Here is a 24,787-nt window from a genome sequence, read left to right on the forward strand (position 1 = left end):
TTAATTGTATACATTTATAATGTAATTATTATAAACCAATAATACCTCGTATGCGGAAGAAAATCAACCTTGTTATCTCTATATTGCTATATTATATAGCCGCCTCCGCCCAAGAAAACCCTATACATTATTTAGGCATTGAGCATGGTCTATCTAATAATAATGTGACCAAGATATATCAGGATCAAACCGGTTTCATGTGGTTTGGCACGTACGATGGGTTAAATATGTACGATGGCTATACCTTCAAATCTTACAAAAATAATCTAGGGGCTAAGGAGTCTTTGCCCGACAACAGGATAACAGACATCGTAGAGGATCATGAGGGCCTATTATGGGTAGCCACGAAAAATGGAGCTGCTTATTTATCGAAAAACCAACTTTTTTTTAGGGAACTACAATGGCTAAATAACGGAGAATACACCCCCATCAATTCCGGTATTACGAAATTTATGAACTGGAAAGACAAACGACTATTTGCAGGTACGGAGCATACCGGACTTCTGCAGATTAAAAAAGTAAAAGATGGAAGGCCTATCGGTGAGACCATCCCTTTATTATCTCAGGAGAAAAAGATAACAAGGTATACGGTAAGAGATGTTGCAGTAGATCAAAACCATTCTATTTGGGCGTTCGTTCATGAACATGGCTTATGCTACTATGATGAACGAGAAAATATCTTGATAATTAAAAGTTCAGATATATTATCAGGCACACACATGGTCATTTCTAGGGATAACGATATATGGGTTTCGGCTGAAAATGGTCTACACCGCTATGACCAAAAAAAGGGAATATACCTACATTACAGTGTTGAAAAGGGACTTCCTCAAAATCTTCTTATTACAGGGATTTATCTGGACAAAACAAACAAGATATGGATAACTACGGATGGCGGAGGGATATACATAGTGGACATTGATAACGATACGGTTAGTGTGCCGTCGAAAAATATCATGGACAATATACAAAGTCAGGCCGTCTATACCGTATATCAAGATAACCTATCCAGGACATGGATTGGGACTCTTAGAGGGGGGGTAAACATTGTTGATACGTTATGGGGCGGGTTCAAACATGTACAGGTCTCACCTGGTAAAAATACCAATAGCCAACAAAACTTTGTTCTTTCTTTCTCTCAGGATAAGCAAGGAGGAATATGGATCGGAACCGATGGGGGAGGATTATTACATTGGGACAGGAAGCAAAATACATTTAAAATGTATGAACATCGCAAAACTAATCTGTCCAATAATTTTGTAACCGCCACACTACAGAATCCAGACGGAGATGTGTGGGTCGGCACACACGGAGGAGGTATTAATCGATTGGATGTGGCCACAGGTAATTTCAAACAATACAAGTGTATTTCCCCTTCTACCGGTCACGAATTACGCAACATATGGAAATTATTTAAAGATAGTAAAGAGAGAATTTGGGCATCGACACTCAATCGAGGAGATGTGTTTATCTACAGCCCTGCCAAGGATTCGTTTGAGGTTGTGGAAGGTAAAATATATGATGCGTTGACTATTTATGAGGAAAACAGTAGCATATTCTGGTTTGGAAGTTGGTCTACACTCACTCGGTTTGACCTTGAGAGTGGAGAAAAACAAGAGATCGATATCGGCCACACGGTACGCGAGATCCATAAAGGAGACGGAAATACACTATGGATAGCAACAGAGGGGGGAGGACTATTAAAGTTTGACAAAAATACTTATAAGTATCAACGTTTTACAGAACAAGATGGGCTGTCCAGTAATACCATCCTTACGATACTGGAGGACAGTCAAAGAAATTTATGGCTATCTACTTACAAGGGGTTGAGTAAGTTTGCTGTCCACGATGAAAAATTCCATAATTATCATAAATCCGATGGATTACAGAGCAATCAGTTTAGTTATAATGCTGCGCTAAAGCTTCCATCCGGAGAAATGTTATTTGGCGGTATACGCGGATTTAACGTCTTTCATCCGGATAGCTTGGAACAGTATACACTCAATCCGCCGATCGTTTTAACCTCTTTTAAAGTTAACAATAAGCATTACGACCTGTATAGTGACGCAATAGGCAGTTTAACCGATTTAAATGCAATTTCTATGGGTTACGAAGACGCCACCTTGTCTTTCAGTTTTGCAGCTTTAGAATATTCCTTTCCAGATAAGATCAAGTATGCTTATTTTTTGGAAGGGTGGGATAACGACTGGAATTATGTCGACAATCAGCGCACGGCATTATACTCGGGCTTACGGGAAGGACAGTATACACTACGTATCAAATCAACAAATGCCAATGGGGTTTGGAACACCGAAGAAAAAGTCGTCCGCATAGAAGTTCTCCCTCCCTGGTGGAGGTCCGGCTGGGCATACATGGCCTATATTGCCAGTGGCCTGCTATTGTTGTTTATATATATACGGTATGACAGACACGAAACGAAACTGCATTATGAGCTCGAATTGGTCAAAATGAAATCTAATCAGGAAAAAGAACTCATAGACAAGAAACTGGCTTTTTTTACGCATATTGCACATGAGTTCAGAAACCCGCTGACACTTATCACCAATCCACTAAAGGAGATGCTAATTATTGCTGATGGCAACATCAATAAAAGTGAATTGACGCCTATCTATAACAATTCCAAAAGATTATTGACACTTATCAATAAACTGTTGCTTTTCAGAAAGACCGAAAGTGGTTTTGATAACCTGCGGTTAGTACGACTGGATCTGGTTAAATTGACCAATGAAGTATACCAGTGCTTCAAACAGCATGCTTCTTCTAAAAAAATAACTTACCACTTGGATTCCGATATGGAAATCTGCGAAATCCTTGCCGATCAAGAAAAACTGGAGATATGCCTTTTCAACCTGATCAGCAACGCCATTAAATATACTGCTGAACGCGGAAATGTCAGTATTAAGATAGAAACAGTCGACGACCGCGTACTTGTTCATGTTAAGGATACCGGCTGTGGGATCAGTGAGCAGGGGGGAGATCGTATATTCCAGATGTTTCAACGCGACTATAGTTCGCAAACCAAGCAGAAAGATGGATTTGGTATCGGATTATTCTTGGTGAAAAAATTCGCTGAAGCCCACAAAGGCTCTATTTCGTATCAGCCGAACAAACCACAGGGAACCTGCTTTACCTTGGCATTGCAGACCAATGAAGATTGTTTCCAAGAGTTCTTTGTATTCGAGGATGTCGCTGAACATTCGGTATATATGGAAGAAGTCTTGGACGATCTAGACAATAAGATAATGTATGACGAGGTAAATACTCACGAAGATATCGACAAAGAAGCAATCCAAAACGTGACGGATGTTACAACGACGAAAAAGACCATGTTGGTGGTAGATGACAATGCCGATATTCGTCATTACCTTGAGAATCTATTTAAAAAAGAGTATAACATCGCGCTGGCATCTAGTGGGGAAAATGCGTTGCTGTATATAGAAAAACAAGAGCCGGATATCATACTTAGTGACGTCGTTATGGAAAGCGTTTCTGGCATCGATCTATGCCAAAAGATTAAGTCTAATCCACTCTTATCGCGAATACCGTTTATTTTGCTGACGGCCAGCGCCTCGCAAGAAGTAAAGCTAAAAGGCATTGAAGTTGGCGCCGACGACTATGTCACAAAGCCGTTTAACAAGGATATTTTGGTTGCCCGTGTCAATAATCTTATACGCAGTAGAAATAGGCTACAGGATTATTTCTACAAGGAGATTACGCTGCAAAAAAACGACTATAAAATTTCATCGGAGTATAAGGAGTTTTTAGAAAAAACCATCGATACCGTAGAGCAAAATCTCGATGATCCAGATTTCAATGTGAAAATGCTAGCCGAAGAAATTGGTATGAGCCACTCCTATGTTTACAAGCGCATAAAATCTATTTCAGGAAAATCAGCTAATGAATTTATACGGTTTGTCCGTTTGCGGCATACCGCTAAGCAATTAATCGACACGGAATACACCATCAACGAAGTTGCTTTTTCAGCGGGTTTCAATGATATTAAATATTTTAGAGCACAGTTTTCAAAGCTGTTTGGTATGAACCCATCGGAATACAGGAAAAAACACCAAAGTCTAAAACAAAAGCATCGGTTGAACATTCCTAAAAAAAGTGTCTGAACCAAAGATCTTTATCTACAGATACCTCACCTAATCATCCACTTTACACTTTCTGTCCAATCGGAAGCGCCATGTTTGTTACGGGCGCGGACACGGACCCAGATACACTGCCCGGCGCTATAGCCTTTGATGATATTCTTAAACGACCGCGTGGTGTATCTCATCTCTCCCCAGGCGGGCTCTTTGGTACTGCTATCGATATGATCGGCGAGATTGTACTCGTAGATCATGTCGCGTCCTACCGGTTGGAACGAAAGTACAGCTTCGCCACTGAGGATACTGTCTTTGAGTACAGGCAAGCCGGGTGTGTCAGGACTAAGCCCTTTTTTCCGTCCTGTGAATATGGGAAAGCCGGATCGGTACAGTATCGTAAGATCCCCATCTGCAATACGGTTAACGTAGAATGCCAGTTGCTGCAGGAGGATTGCCAATCGTTTCTTGCTTTCCCGTTTTGCTTCGCGCTGCAACAGACTTCCGCTAAGTGCTTTATGGAGTTTGCTTTCATAATCTATTATTGCAGCTTTCAATTCTGGAAGTGCAGGGATAGGGGATGGAAAAATGGTTTCGTCGTCCAGTCCGTGTAGGATTGCTTTTGCTTGGATGGCCAAATGGGCGTCTTTTGTGCGAAAGAAACTTGATTTAGCACGTTGGTATTTCATGTTTTCTCTTTGATCGATTGGGTTTGTCCGGTAGGTTGTTACTTGCGTCCGAAAACAAACTGCTTGATTCGGAGAGGCGTGTTAAATATAGCTAAAAGTAACTGCTTAAGCAAAATTCCTGTTTACATTTTGTGTTAGGGGGAACGGTTTTGCGATGGAAGCAATAGCTTTTTGGCGAAGAGTGAATGGTTTCTCCCTAGAGGCAATCCCTTTCTGGGAGAACGTAACTACTTGCTCGATTAAGGCAACCGAACGATAAGTATGAATACGTAGTATTATTATAATGTTACGTAGTTCCCGCGAGGAGGGAATGCTTTCCGATAAAAAGCAAATGGTAATCTGAGAAAGGTAGAATGGTTTTCTGAAAAAGTGTCTAGGTCTCGCAATAAAGCCACTGTTCTTTCGGAAAAAGTAGCTAGTAACCAGCTAAAAGGGAATGGGTTCACCGAAAAAGCGTTTAGGTCTAGCAATAAAACCATTGCTCTTTCGGAAAATGTGAGTGGAAATCAGTAGAAAGGGAAGAGAGGTAGCAAAAACGGGAACTGTTCGACTGAAAAAGAAAGTGGGAACAACGTGAAAGTGTTTATTTTTTGTGTCGTTTATATACGTATAGGAAAAAGTAGGATACCCGTCTACGAGAAGAAAACGGTGGTCTTGTAAAAGTGAATGGTAAATCGAAAAATGTACTTGCAGCTGCCGAGAAACCAGTTAGCTTTCCGCTCGCCTCAGTTCGGAAAGCACAAAACCCGCAAAGAAACGGCCCGAAAGGGGGGTGGAAAAGACAAAAGGTGAACACCTTTTGCTAAGAAGTCGTTAGATGTTTAATAATGTTACGTAACCTTATTATAAGGCTACTTTGTTTTAGTTCTTAATGATGGATTTACCAAAGAAATATTCTCACAAATAGTGTTTGAATCTATAAAACAGTTGGGGCTTATAATCCCCATTTTTCTATTAATTTATCAGCCTCCGCTTTGGTGAGATGAATAACCGCGCCATGCTTGAGTGAGGTAAAATTAGTAGTTTTCATAACGCCTTGGTTGAACTGTCCGAGATTTTGGAAGTTTACGAAATCTGTTGTTTCACTGAAACCAAAATTGTGAACCGATTGCCCGTAGCAATCATACATCAGTACCCATTTTTCTTCGCCAATGCGTTTCCATACGTTAGGAGCTTCACAGGCTTGAGGTTCCGGATCATACCAACGAGGGTCGAATACGTAACCTCCGTTTGCACGATCCGATACAGCTTGCTTAATACCCGCGACCCCATCATGCGAAACGTAGAACATCCGGTATTTGTCGCCTACTTTAGTAATATCGGCATCCAATGCAGTGATTTTTTCGTCGGGATATTCAAATAGTATCTGCGGGGTGGATTCCAAACGGTCGAAATCATCATTGACATAAGCGTAATATAATTTTGCGGCATCTGTGCGGTGCCGCATGGTAAAGTAAATCATCAGTTTTCCGACTTCTTCATCGAAGGTGATCTCGGGAGCCCATGCACATCCGATATCCTGAAAGAAGGGAGCCTGGTTGTCTAACCGTAGGTTTGCGCGTTTCCAATGGATCAGATCGGGGGACTTCATGAGGACCAACCCGCGGTTGTTTCCCCAGCCATAGTCTTCGCGCTCCCATTCGGCATCGCGATATCCGGCTTGCTGAGCATAGATGTGCAGATCGGTCATGGCTAGATAAAAGGCTCCGTCCGGGCCCCGGTAAATATGTGGATCCCGGATACCTTTTTGGTCGGCAATAGTATCGCCCGCGATAATGGAGTTGCCGTCGTTCAGTGCGGTAAAGGTATAACCGTCATGGCTTAACGCCATATGTAAACTATGGGTGTCGTCGTTATGAAAAACCATGAGGTAAGCACTCATGTCTTTTTCTGTCGGAGCTTGTTGTGCTTTACTTTGTGTGACGCCGATAACCACACAGTATAAAAGCAAGAGGGGGCTAAGATAGGTCTGTCTTTTTATTGAATTTGTGTTCATCATATAAAGGTTTACATCTAGGTGTAACAATAAAATTTCTTAAATAAACGAAATTTACTTGACAAATGTAAAAATAACATTTATTTTTATTTCACACTATGGCCATTGGCTTGGATGAATGGATTTTAAACCTATTTGGGCAATTTACAGACACAAAAACGGGCATATTTGTACATTTTTGTGCAGCAATATCCAAATTTATAGACTTAATCAAATGACATGGATAATATGGTCAAAAAAATATGCTACATAGTTTTACTTCTTTTAGCGCATCTTTTGAATGTTGCTGCTCCAGTTTTCGGACAAGGATATGAAGTATCTCCCGAAGGAGCATGGTGTTGGTTTGCCGATCCGAGAGCTATCCATCATGAAAACCCCAAAAAGAAAATCCAAAAAACATATATCGGTTATATTGATGTGCACGGCAACATCAAGGCGATGCAGTACGACTTCGTAAAAAACGAACAGGTGGAGGTATTGATACGCTCTTGGTTTCAGCCCGACGATCACAATAATCCTACGTTTTTAGTGTTACCCGATGACCGGGTGATGGTATTTTATTCCCGCCACACCGATGAACGCTGTTTTTATTACCGGATTTCACAAAAGCCAGGTGATATCACGACACTAGGTGAAGAAAAAAGGCTGGAAACAGATCACAATACAACCTATCCGTCACCTTTTATCTTGGCAGACGATCCGGAACATTTTTATCTCTGTTGGCGAGGGCTGAACTGGCATCCGACGATCGCTCGTTTGTCCTTACCGGATGCAGCAGACAATGTAGCCTTTGTAGGTGAACCACGTCAGATTGTCCAATCTACAGGTTCCCGACCTTATGCTAAATATGTATCCAATGGTAAAGACAAAATTTATATCGCGTATACAACAGGACATCCAGATAATGAAAATCCAAACTTTTTGTATTTCAGTTATGTGGATATAAATAGCCTGACATTGCACGATGTACAGGGTACTGCACTCGCGAAAATTGAAGAGGGGGCTTTTCGTGTCAACAAAACCGATGCATATCTACAAGAGTTTCCGGCCACCGTGGTGGATAATCCAGAACAGCGTGATTGGGTTTGGCAGGTGGCCATTGATAAAGATGGCTCTCCGGTCATTGCCTTTGTGCGGATCAGTGAAGACAAAAAGTCGCACGATTATTATTACGGGAGGTGGACAGGAGCAGCGTGGGAAAAGACGTTTTTAGCAAACGGTGGCGGACATTTTCACCAGACGGAAAACTTAGAAATGTGTTATAGCGGCGGAATGGCAATTAATCCGGATAAGGTAAATGAGATATATTGTTCCGTCCCAATGGATGGTACGCATGGATATGTATATGAGTTGATAAAATATACCCTTGATGATGCCGGTGATATCCTGTCGACGGAAGCGATTACCTCCAACTCACCTAAGAATAATATACGACCTTATATGATCAAGGGAAGTCTGGGGATACCGCTGCGCCTGACTTGGATGCATGGGGATTATTATGATTGGATTGTAAGCAAGTCGCGTCCGGGTTATCCAACGGCGATTCACAGTGACTTTGAAGGCATGAACACGGCTGTTGATCTTGCCAAAGGAGTCGTTAGCAAGGAGAATGGTTTTCAAGGCAAACTTGGCAAAAGATTTACCATTTCATTGGATGTAGTGACCGATACGACAAATTATGAAGGCACGTTGTTCCAGATTGGAGATTTGTCTTATCGGTTGGATAGCAATAGCTTGAAACCACAAGTTGAGTTTAAAGGAACAATATACCCTAGCACGAATGTACTTGGCTCTGCAGATAGTTGGAGACAGTATAACCGTGGTACAAGCGGAAAATGGTATGTTCCTGAAAAACTACAGCGTTTCAAGTTGATCTTAACGTATGAAAAAGGAATCTTGTATACCTATATCAATGGTCTGTTAGATCAATGTATAGTGATTGGGAAAATCAATCAACCAGCTGTTAAATGGACATCCCTCAATAGTTGGGTTCAAGGTATTCACGTTTATAATCGCGTATTAAATAATCAGGAGATAATCGCCCTCCATTAATCTAACACATATATTCAGACAAAATATGATGAAAAGTTCAGACCAAGTATCAAAAACCCTATTGGGCGCATTGTTTTTCTTTTGTTTATTGTTCCACCCGCCGTATATACACGGGCAATCGCAAACGCAGGAATCTAAATTTGAGGGGTACTTATTTGCTTATTTTGAAGGCTCGGGCGAAAGGGACGAACAGGAACAACTTCGCTTGGCTGTTAGTGCGGATGCAACAAATTGGACAGCCCTGAATGGAAACAGACCTATTCTGGCGTCCTCCGATATCTCCCAAACCGGGGGTATACGTGACCCACATTTGTATCGGAGAGAGGGGGATGATCGTTTCTATATGGTCGCGACAGATATGTTTACGATGCGCGACGGTTGGGATAGCAACCCGGGTATTATCTTAATGAAATCGGACGATCTGATCGATTGGAAGCATAGTATTTTGGATCTGGCTAAATTATACCCTAAAAAGTTTGGGAATGTGAAATGGGTATGGGCACCGCAGGTTTTCTATGATAAAAAAGTAGGAAAATACCTCGTATATTTTACCGTTCGCTTGCATGACAATACCAAACTGGATTTTTATGGCGCGTATGCGAATAAAGATTTTACAGGATTTGAAAAAGAGCCTACATTGTTGTTTAGCCCCAAGTTTGGCGGTATCGATGGTGATATTATTTACAAAGATGGGCTTTACCACTTCTTTTATAAAGGAAATACCAAAGACGCCGAAGGGAAAGAATTCAAAAATGGCATTCAACAAGCAACCAGTAAATCGTTGAAAGGGCCTTGGAAAGAGGATTTTATCTATTTGGATGCCTATGCGGATACATCTATGGTGGTTGAAGGATCGAGTGTCTTCAAGCTGAATGATAGCGATGAATATATCTTGATGTATGATCTTTATGCTGACGGACGGTATGAATTCCAACGGAGTACGGATTTGTTTGACTTTACAACGGAAACAGAATCATTTAATAAGAATTTCCATCCGCGTCATGGAAGCGTCATTGGCATTACGAAACAGGTAGCACGTCGTCTACATGCGAAATGGGGAGGTGTGCCGACGGCATTGCTACAGCCTCTCGAAAAAGGAGATCGTTATCATTTCGAAGCAAAAGGCAACCCGATTATTACCCATCATTATACGGCAGATCCTGCGGCTCTTGTACAAGGGGATACCTTATGGTTATATGCTGGGCATGATTTTGCGGGAGGTCAGCGGGGATATAAGATGAAAGACTGGTTGGTGTTTTCTACGACCGATATGAAAAATTGGACAGAATATCCAGTGCCGATGAAAATAACGGATTTTTCCTGGGCAAAAAGTGGTGATGCGTTTGCGGCAGATATGGTGAAACGTAACGGCAAATATTATTGTTATATCAGCACGAACTGGTCGGGAATCGGCGTCGCCGTGTCTGATCGTCCCGAAGGGCCATTCAAAGACGCTTTGGGTAAGCCGCTGTTGACAAATGATGACTGTTTTGCATCGACCCATTCCTGGGCTTGCATTGATCCGGCAGTATTTATTGATGACGATGGACAAGCATGGATTTTTTGGGGAAACAGAGAGTGTTATTATGCGAAGCTAAAAGATAATATGATCGAGATTGATGGCGAGATCAAACAAGTACAATTTGATGGCTTTAGCTTTACCGAGGCACCATGGATCCATACCTATAATGGCAAGTATTATTTGACCTATGCCACGGAATTTCCCGAAAAAATTGCGTATGCTACGGCAGACAATATCGAAGGTCCCTATGAATATAAGGGTATTCTCAATGAAATTGCTGGCAATAGCAACACGAACCATCAGGCTATCGTCCAATTTAAAGGAGATTGGTATTTTATATACCATAATGGCGGTATTAATACGGATGGAGGCAGCTATAGCCGTTCGATATGCATCGATCGGTTATACCATGATGATGACGGGACAATCAAGCGTATTGTGATGACCACAGAAGGGGTACAATAAAGAAAAGAAATAAATAAAGAAAAAAGCGCTTTGTTTTGTTACAGCGCTTTTTTCTTTATTAGTTTAACGTAATCTCTACATCGGCTGCTTCTAGCCAAGGAGCTGTAAACCGCACAGCTAATTTTTCGTCTGGATTCCCATTGGCTTGTACATATACAATCATTTTACCGTGGTATACACGTTGTTTATTGTCTGTGTAATCACCCATATCGGAGTTATTACCAGCTTCCATGCCTAGCAATCTACCCTTTCCAGCAACTTGGCAGGTGATTTCATCCTCCGCCAAGATAACCGGTAGGCCATCCTCATCGACAATCTGCAATTCGATTTGTGCAACACCTCCCTGAGCTTGCACGGACGTACTATTCGACGGTATGATCTGGATAGCATGCGGCTTTTTACTGGATTGAATATGTTGACGAACTACCTCTTGGTTGTTGTCATCTAGTCCGATCACTTCCAGTTTTCCAGCTGTATATGGAATATCCCAGTAAATAATTCCATGCTCATCGTTGTAGGCTTTGGTTTCACCAACTACTTTTCCGTTGAGTTCTAGTCGTGCTTGTGCACTGTTGGTGTAGCACACCACGCGTATCTGTTGTCCTTCTTGATAATTCCAGGTCGGCCAAGCATCCATGGATGGAGCCTGATCTTTTTGTTGCCCTTGTTCGGCTTCTAGTCTAGACCATACATCGGTCGCAGCACCACCACCTTGTAGCGGATATGTGCCTAAGTGTGCCACGGGTTTGTCTGCCCATAGCGCTTGACGGAAATGCCCACGTGGTTTCACAAAACCTGCAAAATCTAATAATCCGGAATAGAACCCACGAGATGGCCAGCGGCCGGATTCGCCAAGATAGTCGATACCTGTCCAAAGAAACTGCCCGAAGATATGTTCGTTGTCACGTACAGCTTTCCACGCACCCATGTCGTGGCGGTTTTCACTTCCGTAAATAACACGTGCGGGATACCGCTCATGATCCCGATGGTAAAAGCTTTCGGTATAATTATAGCCGGCGATATCTAATGCACTAGGATACTCCGTTTCATTAGACATGGCTACCCCTGCTAATCCAGCCGTTATCGGGCGGTTGTCGAATTTGCGCACGACCGCTGCGAGACGTTTAGCAATAGCGCCCAGACGCATTGCATCTGGAGCATCTTTTTTGTATCCTCCAAACATGGCTTGTGTAAACCCACTTTCGGCACCACCATCTAGCACGGGGTGGGAGTAGGGATCGTTAGGATAATCTACCTCATTACCGATACTCCAGGCGAAGATGGAGATGTGGTTGCGGTCGCGTTTCACCATGTCTTCCAGATCTTTTTCGCCCCATTCTTCAAAGAAATCATACGATCCTTGGAATCCTGGCGTTCCTACGTTCCAGCCTTCCAACCATTTTCTCTTAGGAAATTCCCATTCATCATATGCTTCGTTCATGACGAGGAGGCCAAGCTCATCGCACAACGCATATAAAGAAGGAGCTTGCGGGTTATGACTGGTACGGATAGCATTCACGCCGAGTTCTTTTAAAGCTAATAAACGGCGACGCCAAACTTCCGGATAGGCTTCGGCACCTAACACACCCGAATCATGGTGGATACAGACCCCTTTCATTTTCATCCATTCACCGTTAAGCGCAAAACCTTTGTTAGGATCAAAAGTTAAGGTACGGAAGCCTGTTTTGACTTCTGATTCGTCGATCTGCTCTTTTCCTTGTAGAACGCGGGTCCTTAATGTATACTGATGTGGCGTTTCTAAGCTCCACAATTTTGGGTTTTTCACGTCCAGTGAGGTTTGTACCTCTTCACGCCCACCAGCCGCCAATGTTGTTTTTGTGGTTTTCTTTGCTACGACCTGACCTTGGGGATCTAGAAGTTCTGTCAGTACAGACAACGATGTTGTTTGGCCTGTTTCATTTTGTACAGCCGTTTGTACGTGCAGTGTTCCCCGGTTGTTTTTAACTTCCGGATAGGCGTACACACCCCATTGCTCTATATGGATTGGGTTAGCACGTACCAACCATACATCTCGATAGATTCCTGAACCGGTATACCAGCGGGAGTCGGCGTCTTGGCTGTGGTCTACTTTGACCGCTATAGTGTTTTCTTCGCCATATTTGATATAGGGTGTAATGTCGTAGTTGAGCGAGATATATCCATTCGGACGTTTGCCAATCGATTGTCCGTTGACAAACACTTCACTGCGGTTGTACACGCCTTCAAAATAAATATAGAGTTTTTTACCCTTGTCTTTCTGCGAAAAGTTTATGGTCTTTCTATACCATCCAATACCGCCGGGTAGGTATCCGGTGGCACTTGCCAAGGTAGGACTCAGGGGCTGTTTCACACTCCAATCGTGCGGCAGTTGAACAGAACGCCATGAGCGACCCAATTGATCCTGTGCGATAGCTTGGTCGGTATCGCCAAGATGGAAACGCCAGTTATTATTTATTTTTTCTGCCTGGCCGAAGCCCGGTTGTGCGAAGACGGCGTATGGTATTCCACCTGTGAGTAACCAAACGAAAGCTAGGGGTAATAAAGACTTTGTTTTTATCATGCTATATCAAATCAAGTATCAGATGCTATAAATTAATTTTTTGAACCTGCGTATAATACAGTTCTCCGGAAGCAGTGGATTTTACACCTATCCGTATGAAAATGTATCCTAGACTACTTAGGGTCGCTGGAATCTCGGCCGTTATACTATTTGTTCCGTCTATCGTAATGTCGGCAGCAGGTATCGAGGTTTTATGGTCATGGCGGACATCATCGATTAGCATATTTTTGCCAAAGTAGATATTTACATTGTCTAAAGTCGCAGTTTCTGCCACTTTGTTTAATGTGAAGTCCGCCGTAACCGTGCCATCATTCTGTTGGATACTGCTATTGCTCACTGTAAAATAGGGTTGTACCGGGACGTCTATTTCGGTATGCCCGTTTACCTGAATGACAAGGGTATCCGTCAATTCTGGAAGCCAAGGGGAATTGGCCTTGCGTACTAATTTGTATTCGCCGTCAAATAAAACAGCAGAGAAAGTGCCGTCGTGTGCGATGTGGATCGGAAACTGTGCACTTAGTTCCTGTCCGTCGTCCCATAGTTCAAGCTGTGGGCCGTTTGTACGGACACCGACAGGTTCGCCATTATAGACGACTCTACCGCTTAGCGTAGACGTGGGTTCCGAAAAATTATCGTATTCGCAACCTGTAAATATGCAGGTTGTTACTGTAAGTAGTATTAAAATGGATGTTTTTATTTTCATGACTTTCTAGAATTAATGAAATGGATTTCTAACCAATTTCGGGTTATTATTCAACACAGCTTGGTCAATGGACGAATAATAGTTTGCCATGCGGAAAAGACGCGCTCTACGAAACCGTGCGGGTCGGATCGTCTCGAAAATGTACTTTCCATGATCTGGATGACCGGGACGTACGATAAGGTAGCTATACAATCCGCGTACGACGGCATTTGGACCACTTTCTGAGCCGTTCCAAACCTGATGCGCAATCCGCCATCTTTTTAAATCGAAAAAGCGGTGATCTTCAAAGGCGAGTTCTACCCGACGCTCATTGCGGATGATATCCGTAGTCAGTTGTTGTATGCTATTAGGTTCAAACCCAGCGCGTTCCCGTAAAGTGTTCATATAATCTACAGCGTTAGCCTCGCCCAGTTCAAAAGCAGCTTCTGCCGCATTCAAGTAGATTTCGCCCATACGGAACCAGGGCCACCAATTTTCTGCGGCTATACCTCTAGCACTGGCACCAGCAGCATCACTCACAAACTTACGGATGTAAAATCCCGTATTACTAACGTCTTGTGCATTGTCAGACGGACCGTCAAATCCGGTCCATAATACCTGTCGTTTTGTGCCGCCGTCGTCATATTCAAACTGATCACCTAAGCGCGCGGAGGTGCGGAACTGGTAGCGTCCATTCTCCCAGACAGCAACACCAGCCTGCATACTTACTTCACGGCCTTTGAACGTTGCTCCGGGGTATACGACGGTTCCTGCTAAACGAGGGTCTTTGTCTGCGAATAAATCTGCAGGATGTTCGTAACGGATATAATCTCCCGAGCCGTCTTTAATGCGTAAGGAACCTTTGCTGCCATCTAAATAATCGAAACTTTCGACGAAGCTTAACGACGGTGTCAAGGTAGATGACGACTCGTTGTCTTCTGTGAAACTTTTTACGATGTTGTCATACGTAAACCAATGGGATTTTACACCTTGTTTAAAATCTTTGGCGAAGATTACCTCCGTCGTCGATTTGGTATTGAGCATATCATAAAAATTTGCTCCTTTATCGCTGTTGGCATCATAGAGACTATAGGTGGAATTGCTTAAGATTGCTTTTGAAGCAGTAAGTGATTTTGTATAATAATCATTAGCCATCGATGCCGGAATGCCAACCTCGCCGCCCGGAGTGGATATTGGAGAGCCCATTAGCGCATTGTATTTCGAAATAGAACCGGCGTAAAGCATAGCTCTACTTTGTAGGGCCAGAGCTGTTACGGTGTTAGCACGTGTCCTGCTACCACTGTTCAAGGCTAAATTATCCTTAATGTCCTCTAATTCATCGAATACAAAATCATAGATTTCATGTTCTTTAGAACGCGGTATTTGTAAATAAGTAGGGTCGCCTCCGAAGTCGTAAATCAACTGTTCGGTAACTAAGGGAACGCCTCCCATTCTTTTTACAAGTTCAAAATAAACGAAGGCTCGTATAAAACGCAGTTCTGCTATGAAAAGTTCCTTTTGTTCCGGTTCGATACTTACGGAATGTTCCTCAATATTCTCCAAGGAAAGGTTAATATCCCGGATTAGTGCATAGTCCCAATAGCGGCCGTAATCATCCCCATATTGGAAATCATTTCGCCAGTTTTGGTCTCGGTGACCGGACCACATCGCATCGTCGATCTCCGACATGCCTCCTGTATTGAACACACCGTGTAATTGCGGAAGGCGATCATAATAGTTGGCTAATAGAGAAGTGAGCAATACAGGGTCGTTCCATAATTGTTCATCTGTAATAATGTCTTTTGGATCACGATGCAACCAATCCTCATGTTTGCAACCTGCTGTGAGAAGCAGGGTCATCAAAGATATTGTAATAAATATATTTTTCATGTCTTATACGTTAGAATGTGAAGTTAAAACCGACTAAGAAAGTACGCTGTTGGGGATATACTACAGCTGCAGGTGCTTCTATTTCAGGGTCGATCTGAAATTTTCCTACATTGTCGAACGAGAATAAATTGGAGCCTCGTACATATACTCGGATTTTATTAGCTTTTATTTTCGTTAAAATCGGACTAGGCAAGCTGTACCCAAGTTCTAAATTACGTACACGCAGGTACCGGACATTGGTGAGCCAAAAATCACTGTTTCTAGCGTTAGGTCCAGAATGGCCTTCGCGGATAGCAGGATAATATCCTGAAATCCACTCGCTATTTGGATCATAGGGATCTTCACGATGCCAACGATCTTCTAACAGATAAGCGGGTGAATTTCCACCGCCATGGAAAGCATTTCGTAACTCGTAATCTTGGTTCCAAGATTGTATGGACCCACCGGAAAAATCGATATTTAGGTCGACACCTTTGTAGTCTAATCCGATACGCCCCCCGAAACTCATCATTGGTGCCCATCCTGTCGGATAGCCGATAGGGCGCTCGTCTAAGCCATTGATGATCCCATCGCCATTCACATCTTTATAGATGAAATCGCCTGGAAGCTGGCTAGCATTGTTTTGACCATCGTTATCTATCGGGTGGTTACGAATTTCTTCTTCGGATTGAAAGCGGCCTACTACTTGATATCCCCACCAAACGCCTCCCCAACGGTCTTCCGCAGAATTTCGGTATTCGTTCCAGAAGTTATCGAAACGCGGTTTATAAGTTTCGATACTTCGATATCGAGAGAAGGTGAAGTTTCCGCTCACCACATAATTTAATTCGCCTACGCGATCTTGATAGGTAATGATACCTTCGGCACCGTAGTAACCGTTTTTGTTCAGGTTCTCGTTTGGCAATCCGTAGCCTACTTCACTCGGTAACAGGACATCATAGCGTGCTGCCGGAGCTCCTGTTCGGATAATCTTAAAAAGATCGGCTGTTACCGTTAGTCTCGACTGTAGCATAGCGAGATCAAGACCGATATTATAGTTTGTATTTTTTACCCAAGAAAGATTAGTTACTGGCAATCCGCGAGGACGTAAACCATTCACATACTCGCCATCAAGAACAGCACTTCCCTGATTCCAATTATACCCGCTTAAGAAACCAAACATGTTCACACCCTGTTCAAGTCCTGTCTGTCCGACAGATGCCCTGATCTTGAGATCGTCAATGGTATTTTTTAGGGACTCAAAGAAGGTTTCGTCTGATATGCGCCAACCTAAAGATACTCCTGGGAAGAACCCCCAGTATTTCCCAGGCGCATAAAGGTAGGAAGCATCATAGCGTCCTAACGCTTCGACGAGATATTTACCTTTATAATTATAGTTTACACGACCGATATAGCCAGCGCGTGCTTCATAATTCCATCGATCGTTAAACGAGTTCATTTCATCAAATTGCATCAATGGAAGATAATTATTGCTTGGGTTGGATCCCATCTCCAAGTAGTTGCGATCGTAATCAGACCGTTCATATCCGAAGGTAGCAGAAAGGGCGTGATCGCCGAACGTTTTGTTATAATCTAATTGGAATTGCGCATATCGGTTAACGACTTCGCGCTCTGTTTGGTAGCGCCAGCGGGAGTCTGTACCATGACTACGACGATACGCGTCATTTTCGTAAGTGTACACGTCATACGTATATTGAAATCCATCAAATTTATTGTTCGTGTAATTATAGGATACTGTACTCTTGGCCGACAGACCGAAATCAAATTTGTATTGTGCATAGAGGTTGATATTGGCATTGCGGTACAAGTTGTCTTTGTAGCCAGCGATATCCCTACTAAAAATAGCCGGGTTATAAGCAAAATCATGTGTATGATTTGGGTATTCCGGGTTGTCGTTTGCGTAAGGACCGACGACAGGACGATTTTTAAAAATAGCTAAGATAGAAGAAAAATAGCCGTCACCTCCCGGTAAACCGACATCTTCACTTTTCTCTTGTCGTCCAGAGATTTGCGAACCGATCGTTAATCCTTTCAAAACGGTTGCTTCCATATTGGCCTGTAAATTGGTTCGGTTATATTGGAAATCTCGGATCATAGCTTCTTGGTCAGTGCGGCCTATAGAAAGAAAATAATTTGATTTCTCCGATCCACCATTGAGATTAGCATTGATATAGCGCTGTGGAATATTTTTGCGGACCACCATATCGTAATAATCGTATCCCTGATAACCAGGCTCTGTGCCTGCTTGCCATTTCGCGTATTCTTCGGGGCTATAGACCTCCGCAGGATTTCTTCTCTCATTTTGTGCGGTTTCTATCTTTCCCCTTACATACTGTGCGGCATTAGCCAGAGTAGGAAATCGAGTAAGGTTTTGCCAGCCAAAATAGCCATTGACGTTTACGCGGGTCGTTTCACCTTTTGTACCTTTTTTTGTTGTTACCAATACAACGCCATTTGCTGCCCGCAAGCCATAGACGGCAGCAGAAGCATCTTTCAATATGGAGATGCTTTCGATATCTTCTGGATTAAGGGCGTTGAATGCATCTGCTCCTGAAACTTCTGTCGAACCGACCCAGTCGTTACCAGAAGCTCCACCATAAGGAATTCCGTCGATCACGTATAAAGGAGTGCCCATATTCCGAATCTCAATGGCAGCTCCTTTTCCGGGACGGGCATCTTTTGCCCGTACAGAGATACCCTGTACTTTCCCCGCAAGTGCCCCGGCCATTGTGGTGGAAGAGGAGCGAACGATATCCTCTGATTTGATATCGCTTACCGCACCGGTCACATTTCGACGGGATTGTGTACCATAGCCCACTACGATTACATCATCTAAAAATTGATCATCACTGTCCAAACGAATACTGAAATTTGTTCTTCCGGCGATAGAGACCGTTTGCGATTTATATCCTATGTAGGAAATAAGCAGTGAATCGCCTTGTCCCGTAAATTTAAATCGTCCTGAAGCATCGGTGGTGGTTCCGTTTGATGTACCCTTAATAAGTACACTGGCACCGGATATGGGATCGTTGTTATTATTTACGACACTCCCCGTAAATGTTTGCTGTCCATGCACAAATAATGGTAGCATCCATATTAGTACATGTAAAAGAATAGGTTTAAAATTTACCATAATATGTAGTTTTGTTAATTATTTTGCGGTTCAATAGCTAATAAAGAAACATGGAATGTATAAGAAGCTTATTTTCTCCAGTGTAGATTATTATCAAATTTATAATTGAAAACGCACTTCAAACATAACAGATTATCGACTTATGGGACATATATAAATCCGTCAGATTTCGATAGTATTTTCGTCAAAATATTGGTTTTATTTGCTTTCTGAGGCGTTTTTTAGATATTCGGAAGGTAGTAGGCCAAATTCCTCTTTGAAACATTGGCGGAAGTAAATAGTACTATGTATCCCCACCATAAAGGAAGCTTCAGTAATATTGTATCGGCCGGATTGAAGCAGGGTGGCAGCTTTTTGAATACGTATCTTACGAACCAGCTGATTGATGTTTTTTCCGGTCAATGCTTTGAGTTTTCGATACAGTGTCGATTGGCTCATATTCATTTTTTCCGCTAGCTTGGCGGCATCTAATACATCATCCTGCATGTAGCGTTCTACGATTTCTACAAATTCCTGAACGAAGGTATTTTCCTTCCAAAGGTCGGTATCCAGTTCATTCGTAGGTTTCTCTGTCTTTGAAGGTAGTTTCTGCAACACATAGTTGTGGATATTCTTTCGATTGGATAAAATATTTTCAATGCGTTTATGCAACAAAGCCGGATGTACAGGCTTAATTAAATATGAATCTACGCCTAGCTCATATCCTCGTTGTCGGTCTATCTCCTGATCTTTTGCTGTAAATAGAATAATCGGAATATGGCTGGTGGAACGATTTTCCTTGAGCTTCCCGACCATTTCAAATCCATCTAGACCCGTCATCATCACATCGCTGATAATAAGATCTGGGATATGTTTGGTTGCGGCATCCAAGCCTTGGATGCCGTTGTCTGCCAAGAGGACGGTATAATGTGTTTCTAAAGAAGCGACTATATAATTTCTTAAATCGACATCGTCCTCCACGATTAAGATAACCGGTTGTGAATCTTCATTTTCCAAATGGATAGTATCATCAGCCATTTTCTCTTGTTGAGGTGTAATTGCAATGTGGTTGGTTAGCAAGCGGACACAAAATTCAGTGCCTTCTCCAGCCTTACTTTTTATATCGATTTTTCCATAATGTACGGCGACCAGTTCCTTGACCATAGCCAGACCAATTCCGGTCCCCGGTTGTGCTTGATGATCAATTTGAAAAAAACGATCATAGATGCGTTCCAAATATTCGTCAGGAATGCCACATCCCGTATCTTTTACACGCAGCACGGACCAGGTATTGAGCTGATCCTGTTCATACGTTAGCTGTATATCGATCGCACCCGTGTTGGTATATTTGTAGGCGTTAGACAACAGATTATCTAAAATAATATGGATAATTTCGGCGTCGAACGTCGTACGTAAATCTGGAGAGGGTAGCTTACAACGTATCTGTAGCGTATCTTTGACGTTCAACTCCACATATTTATTAACGAGATCTTGCACCACCTCTCCTAAATAGCCTTCACCGAGTACAAGTGGTTTGTGTCGTGATTCTACTTTTCGGAATTCCAACAATTGATTGACCAGATTAAACAGACGGTTCGAACTCTTTTGAACCACCTGTACTAATTTTTTTTGTTTTGTGGATAGATTGTTCTCCCGTAGCAGATCGTCCAACGGTCCTAAGATAAGCGTGAGTGGCGTCCGCAGTTCGTGTGTGATATTGGTGAAGAAATGCAGGCGTTCTGTTGCAAGCTGCTGCTGTTGTTGATGTTCTAGTTTTTTTAGTCGTAATTCCCCTTCGGCTTTGATCTTCCGATGATAAAAAAAGATAACGGCAAAAGCAATGCCACTCGCCATTAGGATATAGAGTGCCTTTGCGTACAAACTAAGGTAGTAGGGTGGCGTAATATTGATCGATAGACGTGTGACATCACCCGACCAGTTTTCATTTTTTAATCGTGCACGTATAAGTAGGTCGTAGTTTCCGTATGGAATATTTCTGAAATTCAAAACCTGTTCACCTCCGATATTCGTCCAGTCGCTGTCAAAGCCTTGCAGCTGGTAGCTAAATTCCATCAGTCCGTGTAAGGCATAATCCGCAGCACTAAATTCTATACTGAAGCTGTTTTCCTGATAAGATAACCGGAGTTGTTGGATGCCATAAGTTTGTTTCTCCTCCTGTAAAGGAGATTCTCCGCTACGGAAGGTGGTGAACTTTCGAATATGGACGGGGGATATGGGGAGTTGAATAGGTATTTCTTTTGGATCAAAAAAACATATCCCATTTTGCATGCCGAAGAAGAGATAATGCTGTTTATTAGTCGCCACACTGCTGTTTTTAAACCCACCTAAAGGGATACCAAAGTCTTGGTCATAACTAAAAAAACGGTTGCCTTTTGGCACGTACCGCAGTAGGCCGGCTTTAGTAGAGCACCAAATATTTCCATTTCGATCTTCGGCAATGGCTTGTATAAATAGCCAGGCGTTGGGTTTAGGCGGAATAATATTGTTCAATGTGCCGAGCTCTTGTTTTGCGTATTGCACCGCCATACCCTCATTGGTCGCAATCCAGATGTTGTTTTCACTGTCCCGGAACAGGTGATTAATGCTGTTGCTTCTAAGTCCGCTATGGGTATCGAAGTGGGCAATCAATGTACGATTTTCGGCAGAAAACACATAAACACCTTGTCCATAAGTTCCCACCCAGATATTCCCAGAACTGTCTTCTACGAGTGAACGCGGAGCGTAGTCACCCAACGATGGTATGTTGATACGTAATTTTTCGAACGTTTGGGATAGGGGGTCATAAATGACCAATCCATTTATTGTACCAAGCCAGATCTTTCCGTTTCGATCTTCCAGAATGGCGCGTACTTCATTCAATTCTCCATCGAGTTCAATCTTGTACCATTGCTTTGTAGGTGTATGAAACCGAGTGACACCTTTATCGACTAATCCTAGCCATATGTTGTCCTGTCGATCTTGATAAGCCGTTAGAAAAGTCTGATCGCGTATGTTGTCGGGTGCTTTAACCTCCTCTACAAGATTTTTATCCGCGACCCATCTAAGCAGTCCAGATCCTTCCGTAATGAACCAGCCTGTATTTTGTCGATCGATAACTATTCCACTAACGACGGCTTTTACATCAGGAAGCGTTTGGAAAAAGGGTGTAAAATGGCTGGCGAAACCCAATCCACTGCCGTATAAGGCTAACCAGACATTTCCAAATTCGTCGGCTATCATATCCTGAACAGAAATGGAATTGCTAATATCAACTGAACGTACATTGTCGACGTATAGGAATTCTTGATCTCTATTGTAACGAGGTGTTAAAACATAAACGCGGGAAGGTTCCGTTCCCACCCATATATCCTCGCCGATTTCCCGAATAGTATGTACAAATGGCTCGTTGGCACTGCCTATTGTAGAATGGAGCGGTACATGCCGAATTTTCTTGTTGTGAGGGGTATACACCGCTAGACCTTTTTTTGTACCTATCCAAATGTTATTTCTGCTATCACAAAAAAGTATCTTCACCTCATTGTGGGGGAGAGCGCCAGCTGTATTCTGCGTATGGAGATTCTCTAATTTTCCTGTTTTGGCATCAAATATAGAAACACCATGATTTACATGTCCACTATAAAGTTTGCCTTGCTGATCTTGTGCCACGGACCATATACTGTTACTCGGCAGGTCAGGGATAGTCTCCGTACCAAAATGTGTAAATGTTTGGGTGGCAATATCAAAACGTTGTATACCTCGGTGATAGGTAGATAGCCAAATGTGGCCGTCTATTCCTTTGATCATATCCGTGATATCGTTTGTCGCGATAGCGTTCTGATCGTCGGGATCATGGGTAAAATAAGAAAATACACCTTTCTGAATATCAAATATATTGAGTCCGTTAGCTCTCGTACCGATGTATATATGGCCATCATCATATAGCAACTTGTTGATTTCATTGCTGTTGACAGAAGATCCATCTAATTGCTCCGACTTGTAATAATGCTTGAAGGAGTTGCCGGAAAACCGATTAAGCCCTAATTCGGTAGCTACCCATATAAAACCTTGATCATCCTGTACGACACTGAGCGCGTTGATGTTAGATATACCCTGTTCAAGTGAAAGTATTTTGTACTGGTTGGGCTGGGAAAAGGAAATACCCCATCCCAATAAAAATAATACCAATAGCAACTGAAACTTTCCCAATATCATATGTACGAATGTATATATTATTATTAATTAGCTAAGCGATTTGTAAAAATGTTGATCTGACGTTTATTCATAGGCAAAAATTGAGAATTAGAATGGGATTTACAAATTGTTGAGCAAGAAGCTTCTCGAATGAATCTATATTCTTCCATGCGTATGATCGAGATGATAATGGACGATCCAAACTTTTGGTACGTGAAATAGCGTGGGATGAAGCAGGTTGGCCGAGCGTGAGGCTTTAGTTGCCTTTTTTATCAAAAACACTTAAATCCCATTTGTCGAACCATTTCAGCACCGGCATACCATCTTCAAATACGATCGGTAGCCAAACGTAACGCCCGTCAATGGGATTGTTTGGTTTCCATCGATCAGCCATAAAGAGAAAGGCATCTTTCTTGCCGGCTATCGGTAGGATATAGGTGCTTTGGGAATGAAAGGTGAGCTCAGCATCTTTTCCGACACAAGGGTTAGGGTGCAATGTCCATTCGCCGAGGATATTGTCTGCCGTTAATAAACGTGCAGCATTGGGATCCCAGCCCGTACATCCAGAGGTAATCATAAAATACCGTCCGTCTTCCTTGAAGATTGCCGGTGCTTCGTTGTGCCCGGCCGGAGCAATCCGGATATATTTTCCGGTATAGTCCAAATAATCTTCCGTCAATTCCGCGATATGTAACGTAAGGTTATCTTCCGAAGAGTAAATGTGATAACCTTTGTTATCATCGTCTACAAAGAGTGTCATATCACGAGACATCTGTCCGCTTTCAAAATCACGACGCACAAACAGACCGTTTTCAATAGCCTTTGTCCATTCTTTTGTCCACCATTGATAATCCTCTGGTCTATCTGTCGCTGTCCGTTGTGCGGCTGTCATGTTCGACGGCCATTTGCCGGCATTTACACGACCATTTTTAATGAGCTGGTACGGGCCGGTAGGTTTATCGCTTATGGCAACGCCTACATGAGCGGCATCATATCCCTTGCCCTTTAGCTCCAGATGGAAATACATCACAAACTTTTTCGTTGTCGCATTATAAACGACTTTGGGGCGTTCGATCGTACTCCCCGCGACAATTGGACTTTTATCGTCTTTACTAACAGCCAAGGCAACTCCTTCATCCTGCCAATTATATAAATCGGATGACGAATAACAGGTGACGCCTACCCATGCCGCATTAGACCGTTCCCCTTTATGTTCTCCAAACCAATAATACTGCCCCTCGTGGTATAAAATACCGCCCCCGTGGGCATTGATCAATCGTTGGTTATTGTCAAACCATAGTTTTCCCGGATAGAATGCCGTATTCTGTGCCATCATATCATTATAAGATAGCAAGGCTATGAGTAGGACGGTTAAGTATGTATACGCGCCGGTCATTTTCTTCATGAGATAAATGTTTAATGCCATTCGTTTCCGTTTATTTATTGTTAACGCCAATACAAGTTTACGTATAACGCGTGTTTTGTTGGTGTGAACATCGATTCAAAATCGTTTGATTTG

Annotated in this window: 11 protein-coding genes; 3 read left to right on the forward strand and 8 right to left on the reverse strand. The window is 42.7% G+C overall.

Features of this window, described 5'->3' with window-relative positions:
* The first annotated feature begins 50 nt into the window (after positions 1 to 50).
* Positions 51 to 4,139: a hybrid sensor histidine kinase/response regulator transcription factor gene (locus H8B06_RS05085; RefSeq protein ID WP_190993223.1), complete on the forward strand. Its 4,089-nt coding sequence runs from the start codon at positions 51 to 53 to the stop codon at positions 4,137 to 4,139.
* A gap of 26 nt (positions 4,140 to 4,165) precedes the next feature.
* Here H8B06_RS05085 and H8B06_RS05090 read toward each other — a convergent pair whose 3' ends face one another.
* Complete coding sequence (locus H8B06_RS05090; protein ID WP_190993224.1) at positions 4,166 to 4,798, reverse strand: hypothetical protein; 633 nt, start codon at positions 4,796 to 4,798, stop codon at positions 4,166 to 4,168.
* A 934-nt stretch (positions 4,799 to 5,732) separates the two neighbouring features.
* Positions 5,733 to 6,797, reverse strand: a complete 1,065-nt coding sequence (locus tag H8B06_RS05095; RefSeq protein WP_223857484.1) for a glycoside hydrolase family 43 protein — start codon at positions 6,795 to 6,797, stop codon at positions 5,733 to 5,735.
* A 225-nt stretch (positions 6,798 to 7,022) separates the two neighbouring features.
* Here H8B06_RS05095 and H8B06_RS05100 point away from each other — a divergent pair, with 225 nt between their 5' ends.
* The gene (locus H8B06_RS05100) at positions 7,023 to 8,846 is read left to right on the forward strand and encodes a BNR repeat-containing protein (RefSeq protein ID WP_190993225.1); all 1,824 of its coding nucleotides are present in this window, start codon (positions 7,023 to 7,025) and stop codon (positions 8,844 to 8,846) included.
* Positions 8,847 to 8,871: 25 nt separating this feature from the next.
* Positions 8,872 to 10,833: a family 43 glycosylhydrolase gene (locus tag H8B06_RS05105; protein WP_223857485.1), complete on the forward strand. Its 1,962-nt coding sequence runs from the start codon at positions 8,872 to 8,874 to the stop codon at positions 10,831 to 10,833.
* A 58-nt stretch (positions 10,834 to 10,891) separates the two neighbouring features.
* On the opposite strand, the gene H8B06_RS05110 is transcribed toward H8B06_RS05105, so the two are convergent.
* The 6 genes from H8B06_RS05110 to H8B06_RS05135 form a co-directional block, all read right to left on the reverse strand.
* Complete coding sequence (locus H8B06_RS05110; protein WP_190993226.1) at positions 10,892 to 13,393, reverse strand: sugar-binding domain-containing protein; 2,502 nt, start codon at positions 13,391 to 13,393, stop codon at positions 10,892 to 10,894.
* 25 nt (positions 13,394 to 13,418) lie between these two features.
* Positions 13,419 to 14,096: a DUF3823 domain-containing protein gene (locus H8B06_RS05115; RefSeq protein ID WP_190993227.1), complete on the reverse strand. Its 678-nt coding sequence runs from the start codon at positions 14,094 to 14,096 to the stop codon at positions 13,419 to 13,421.
* A gap of 12 nt (positions 14,097 to 14,108) precedes the next feature.
* Complete coding sequence (locus H8B06_RS05120) at positions 14,109 to 15,965, reverse strand: RagB/SusD family nutrient uptake outer membrane protein (RefSeq protein WP_190993228.1); 1,857 nt, start codon at positions 15,963 to 15,965, stop codon at positions 14,109 to 14,111.
* Positions 15,966 to 15,975: 10 nt separating this feature from the next.
* On the reverse strand, positions 15,976 to 19,098 hold the full coding sequence (locus tag H8B06_RS05125) for a SusC/RagA family TonB-linked outer membrane protein (protein ID WP_190993229.1): 3,123 nt from the start codon (positions 19,096 to 19,098) through the stop codon (positions 15,976 to 15,978).
* A gap of 198 nt (positions 19,099 to 19,296) precedes the next feature.
* On the reverse strand, positions 19,297 to 23,289 hold the full coding sequence (locus H8B06_RS05130; protein ID WP_190993230.1) for a hybrid sensor histidine kinase/response regulator transcription factor: 3,993 nt from the start codon (positions 23,287 to 23,289) through the stop codon (positions 19,297 to 19,299).
* A gap of 235 nt (positions 23,290 to 23,524) precedes the next feature.
* On the reverse strand, positions 23,525 to 24,694 hold the full coding sequence (locus H8B06_RS05135) for a glycoside hydrolase family 43 protein (protein WP_223857486.1): 1,170 nt from the start codon (positions 24,692 to 24,694) through the stop codon (positions 23,525 to 23,527).
* Positions 24,695 to 24,787 lie beyond the last annotated feature (93 nt).

The organism is Sphingobacterium micropteri (assembly GCF_014692515.1).
Taxonomy (GTDB): Bacteria; Bacteroidota; Bacteroidia; order Sphingobacteriales; family Sphingobacteriaceae; genus Sphingobacterium; species Sphingobacterium micropteri.

Coding starts and splice junctions, on each gene's coding strand:
- H8B06_RS05135 (WP_223857486.1), bottom strand. CDS start 24,694: ATGGCATTAAACATTTATCTCATGAAGAAAATGACCGGCGCGTATACA.
- H8B06_RS05105 (WP_223857485.1), top strand. CDS start 8,872: ATGATGAAAAGTTCAGACCAAGTATCAAAAACCCTATTGGGCGCATTG.
- H8B06_RS05095 (WP_223857484.1), bottom strand. CDS start 6,797: ATGATGAACACAAATTCAATAAAAAGACAGACCTATCTTAGCCCCCTC.
- H8B06_RS05090 (WP_190993224.1), bottom strand. CDS start 4,798: ATGAAATACCAACGTGCTAAATCAAGTTTCTTTCGCACAAAAGACGCC.
- H8B06_RS05130 (WP_190993230.1), bottom strand. CDS start 23,289: ATGATATTGGGAAAGTTTCAGTTGCTATTGGTATTATTTTTATTGGGA.
- H8B06_RS05120 (WP_190993228.1), bottom strand. CDS start 15,965: ATGAAAAATATATTTATTACAATATCTTTGATGACCCTGCTTCTCACA.
- H8B06_RS05100 (WP_190993225.1), top strand. CDS start 7,023: ATGGTCAAAAAAATATGCTACATAGTTTTACTTCTTTTAGCGCATCTT.
- H8B06_RS05115 (WP_190993227.1), bottom strand. CDS start 14,096: ATGAAAATAAAAACATCCATTTTAATACTACTTACAGTAACAACCTGC.
- H8B06_RS05125 (WP_190993229.1), bottom strand. CDS start 19,098: ATGGTAAATTTTAAACCTATTCTTTTACATGTACTAATATGGATGCTA.
- H8B06_RS05085 (WP_190993223.1), top strand. CDS start 51: ATGCGGAAGAAAATCAACCTTGTTATCTCTATATTGCTATATTATATA.
- H8B06_RS05110 (WP_190993226.1), bottom strand. CDS start 13,393: ATGATAAAAACAAAGTCTTTATTACCCCTAGCTTTCGTTTGGTTACTC.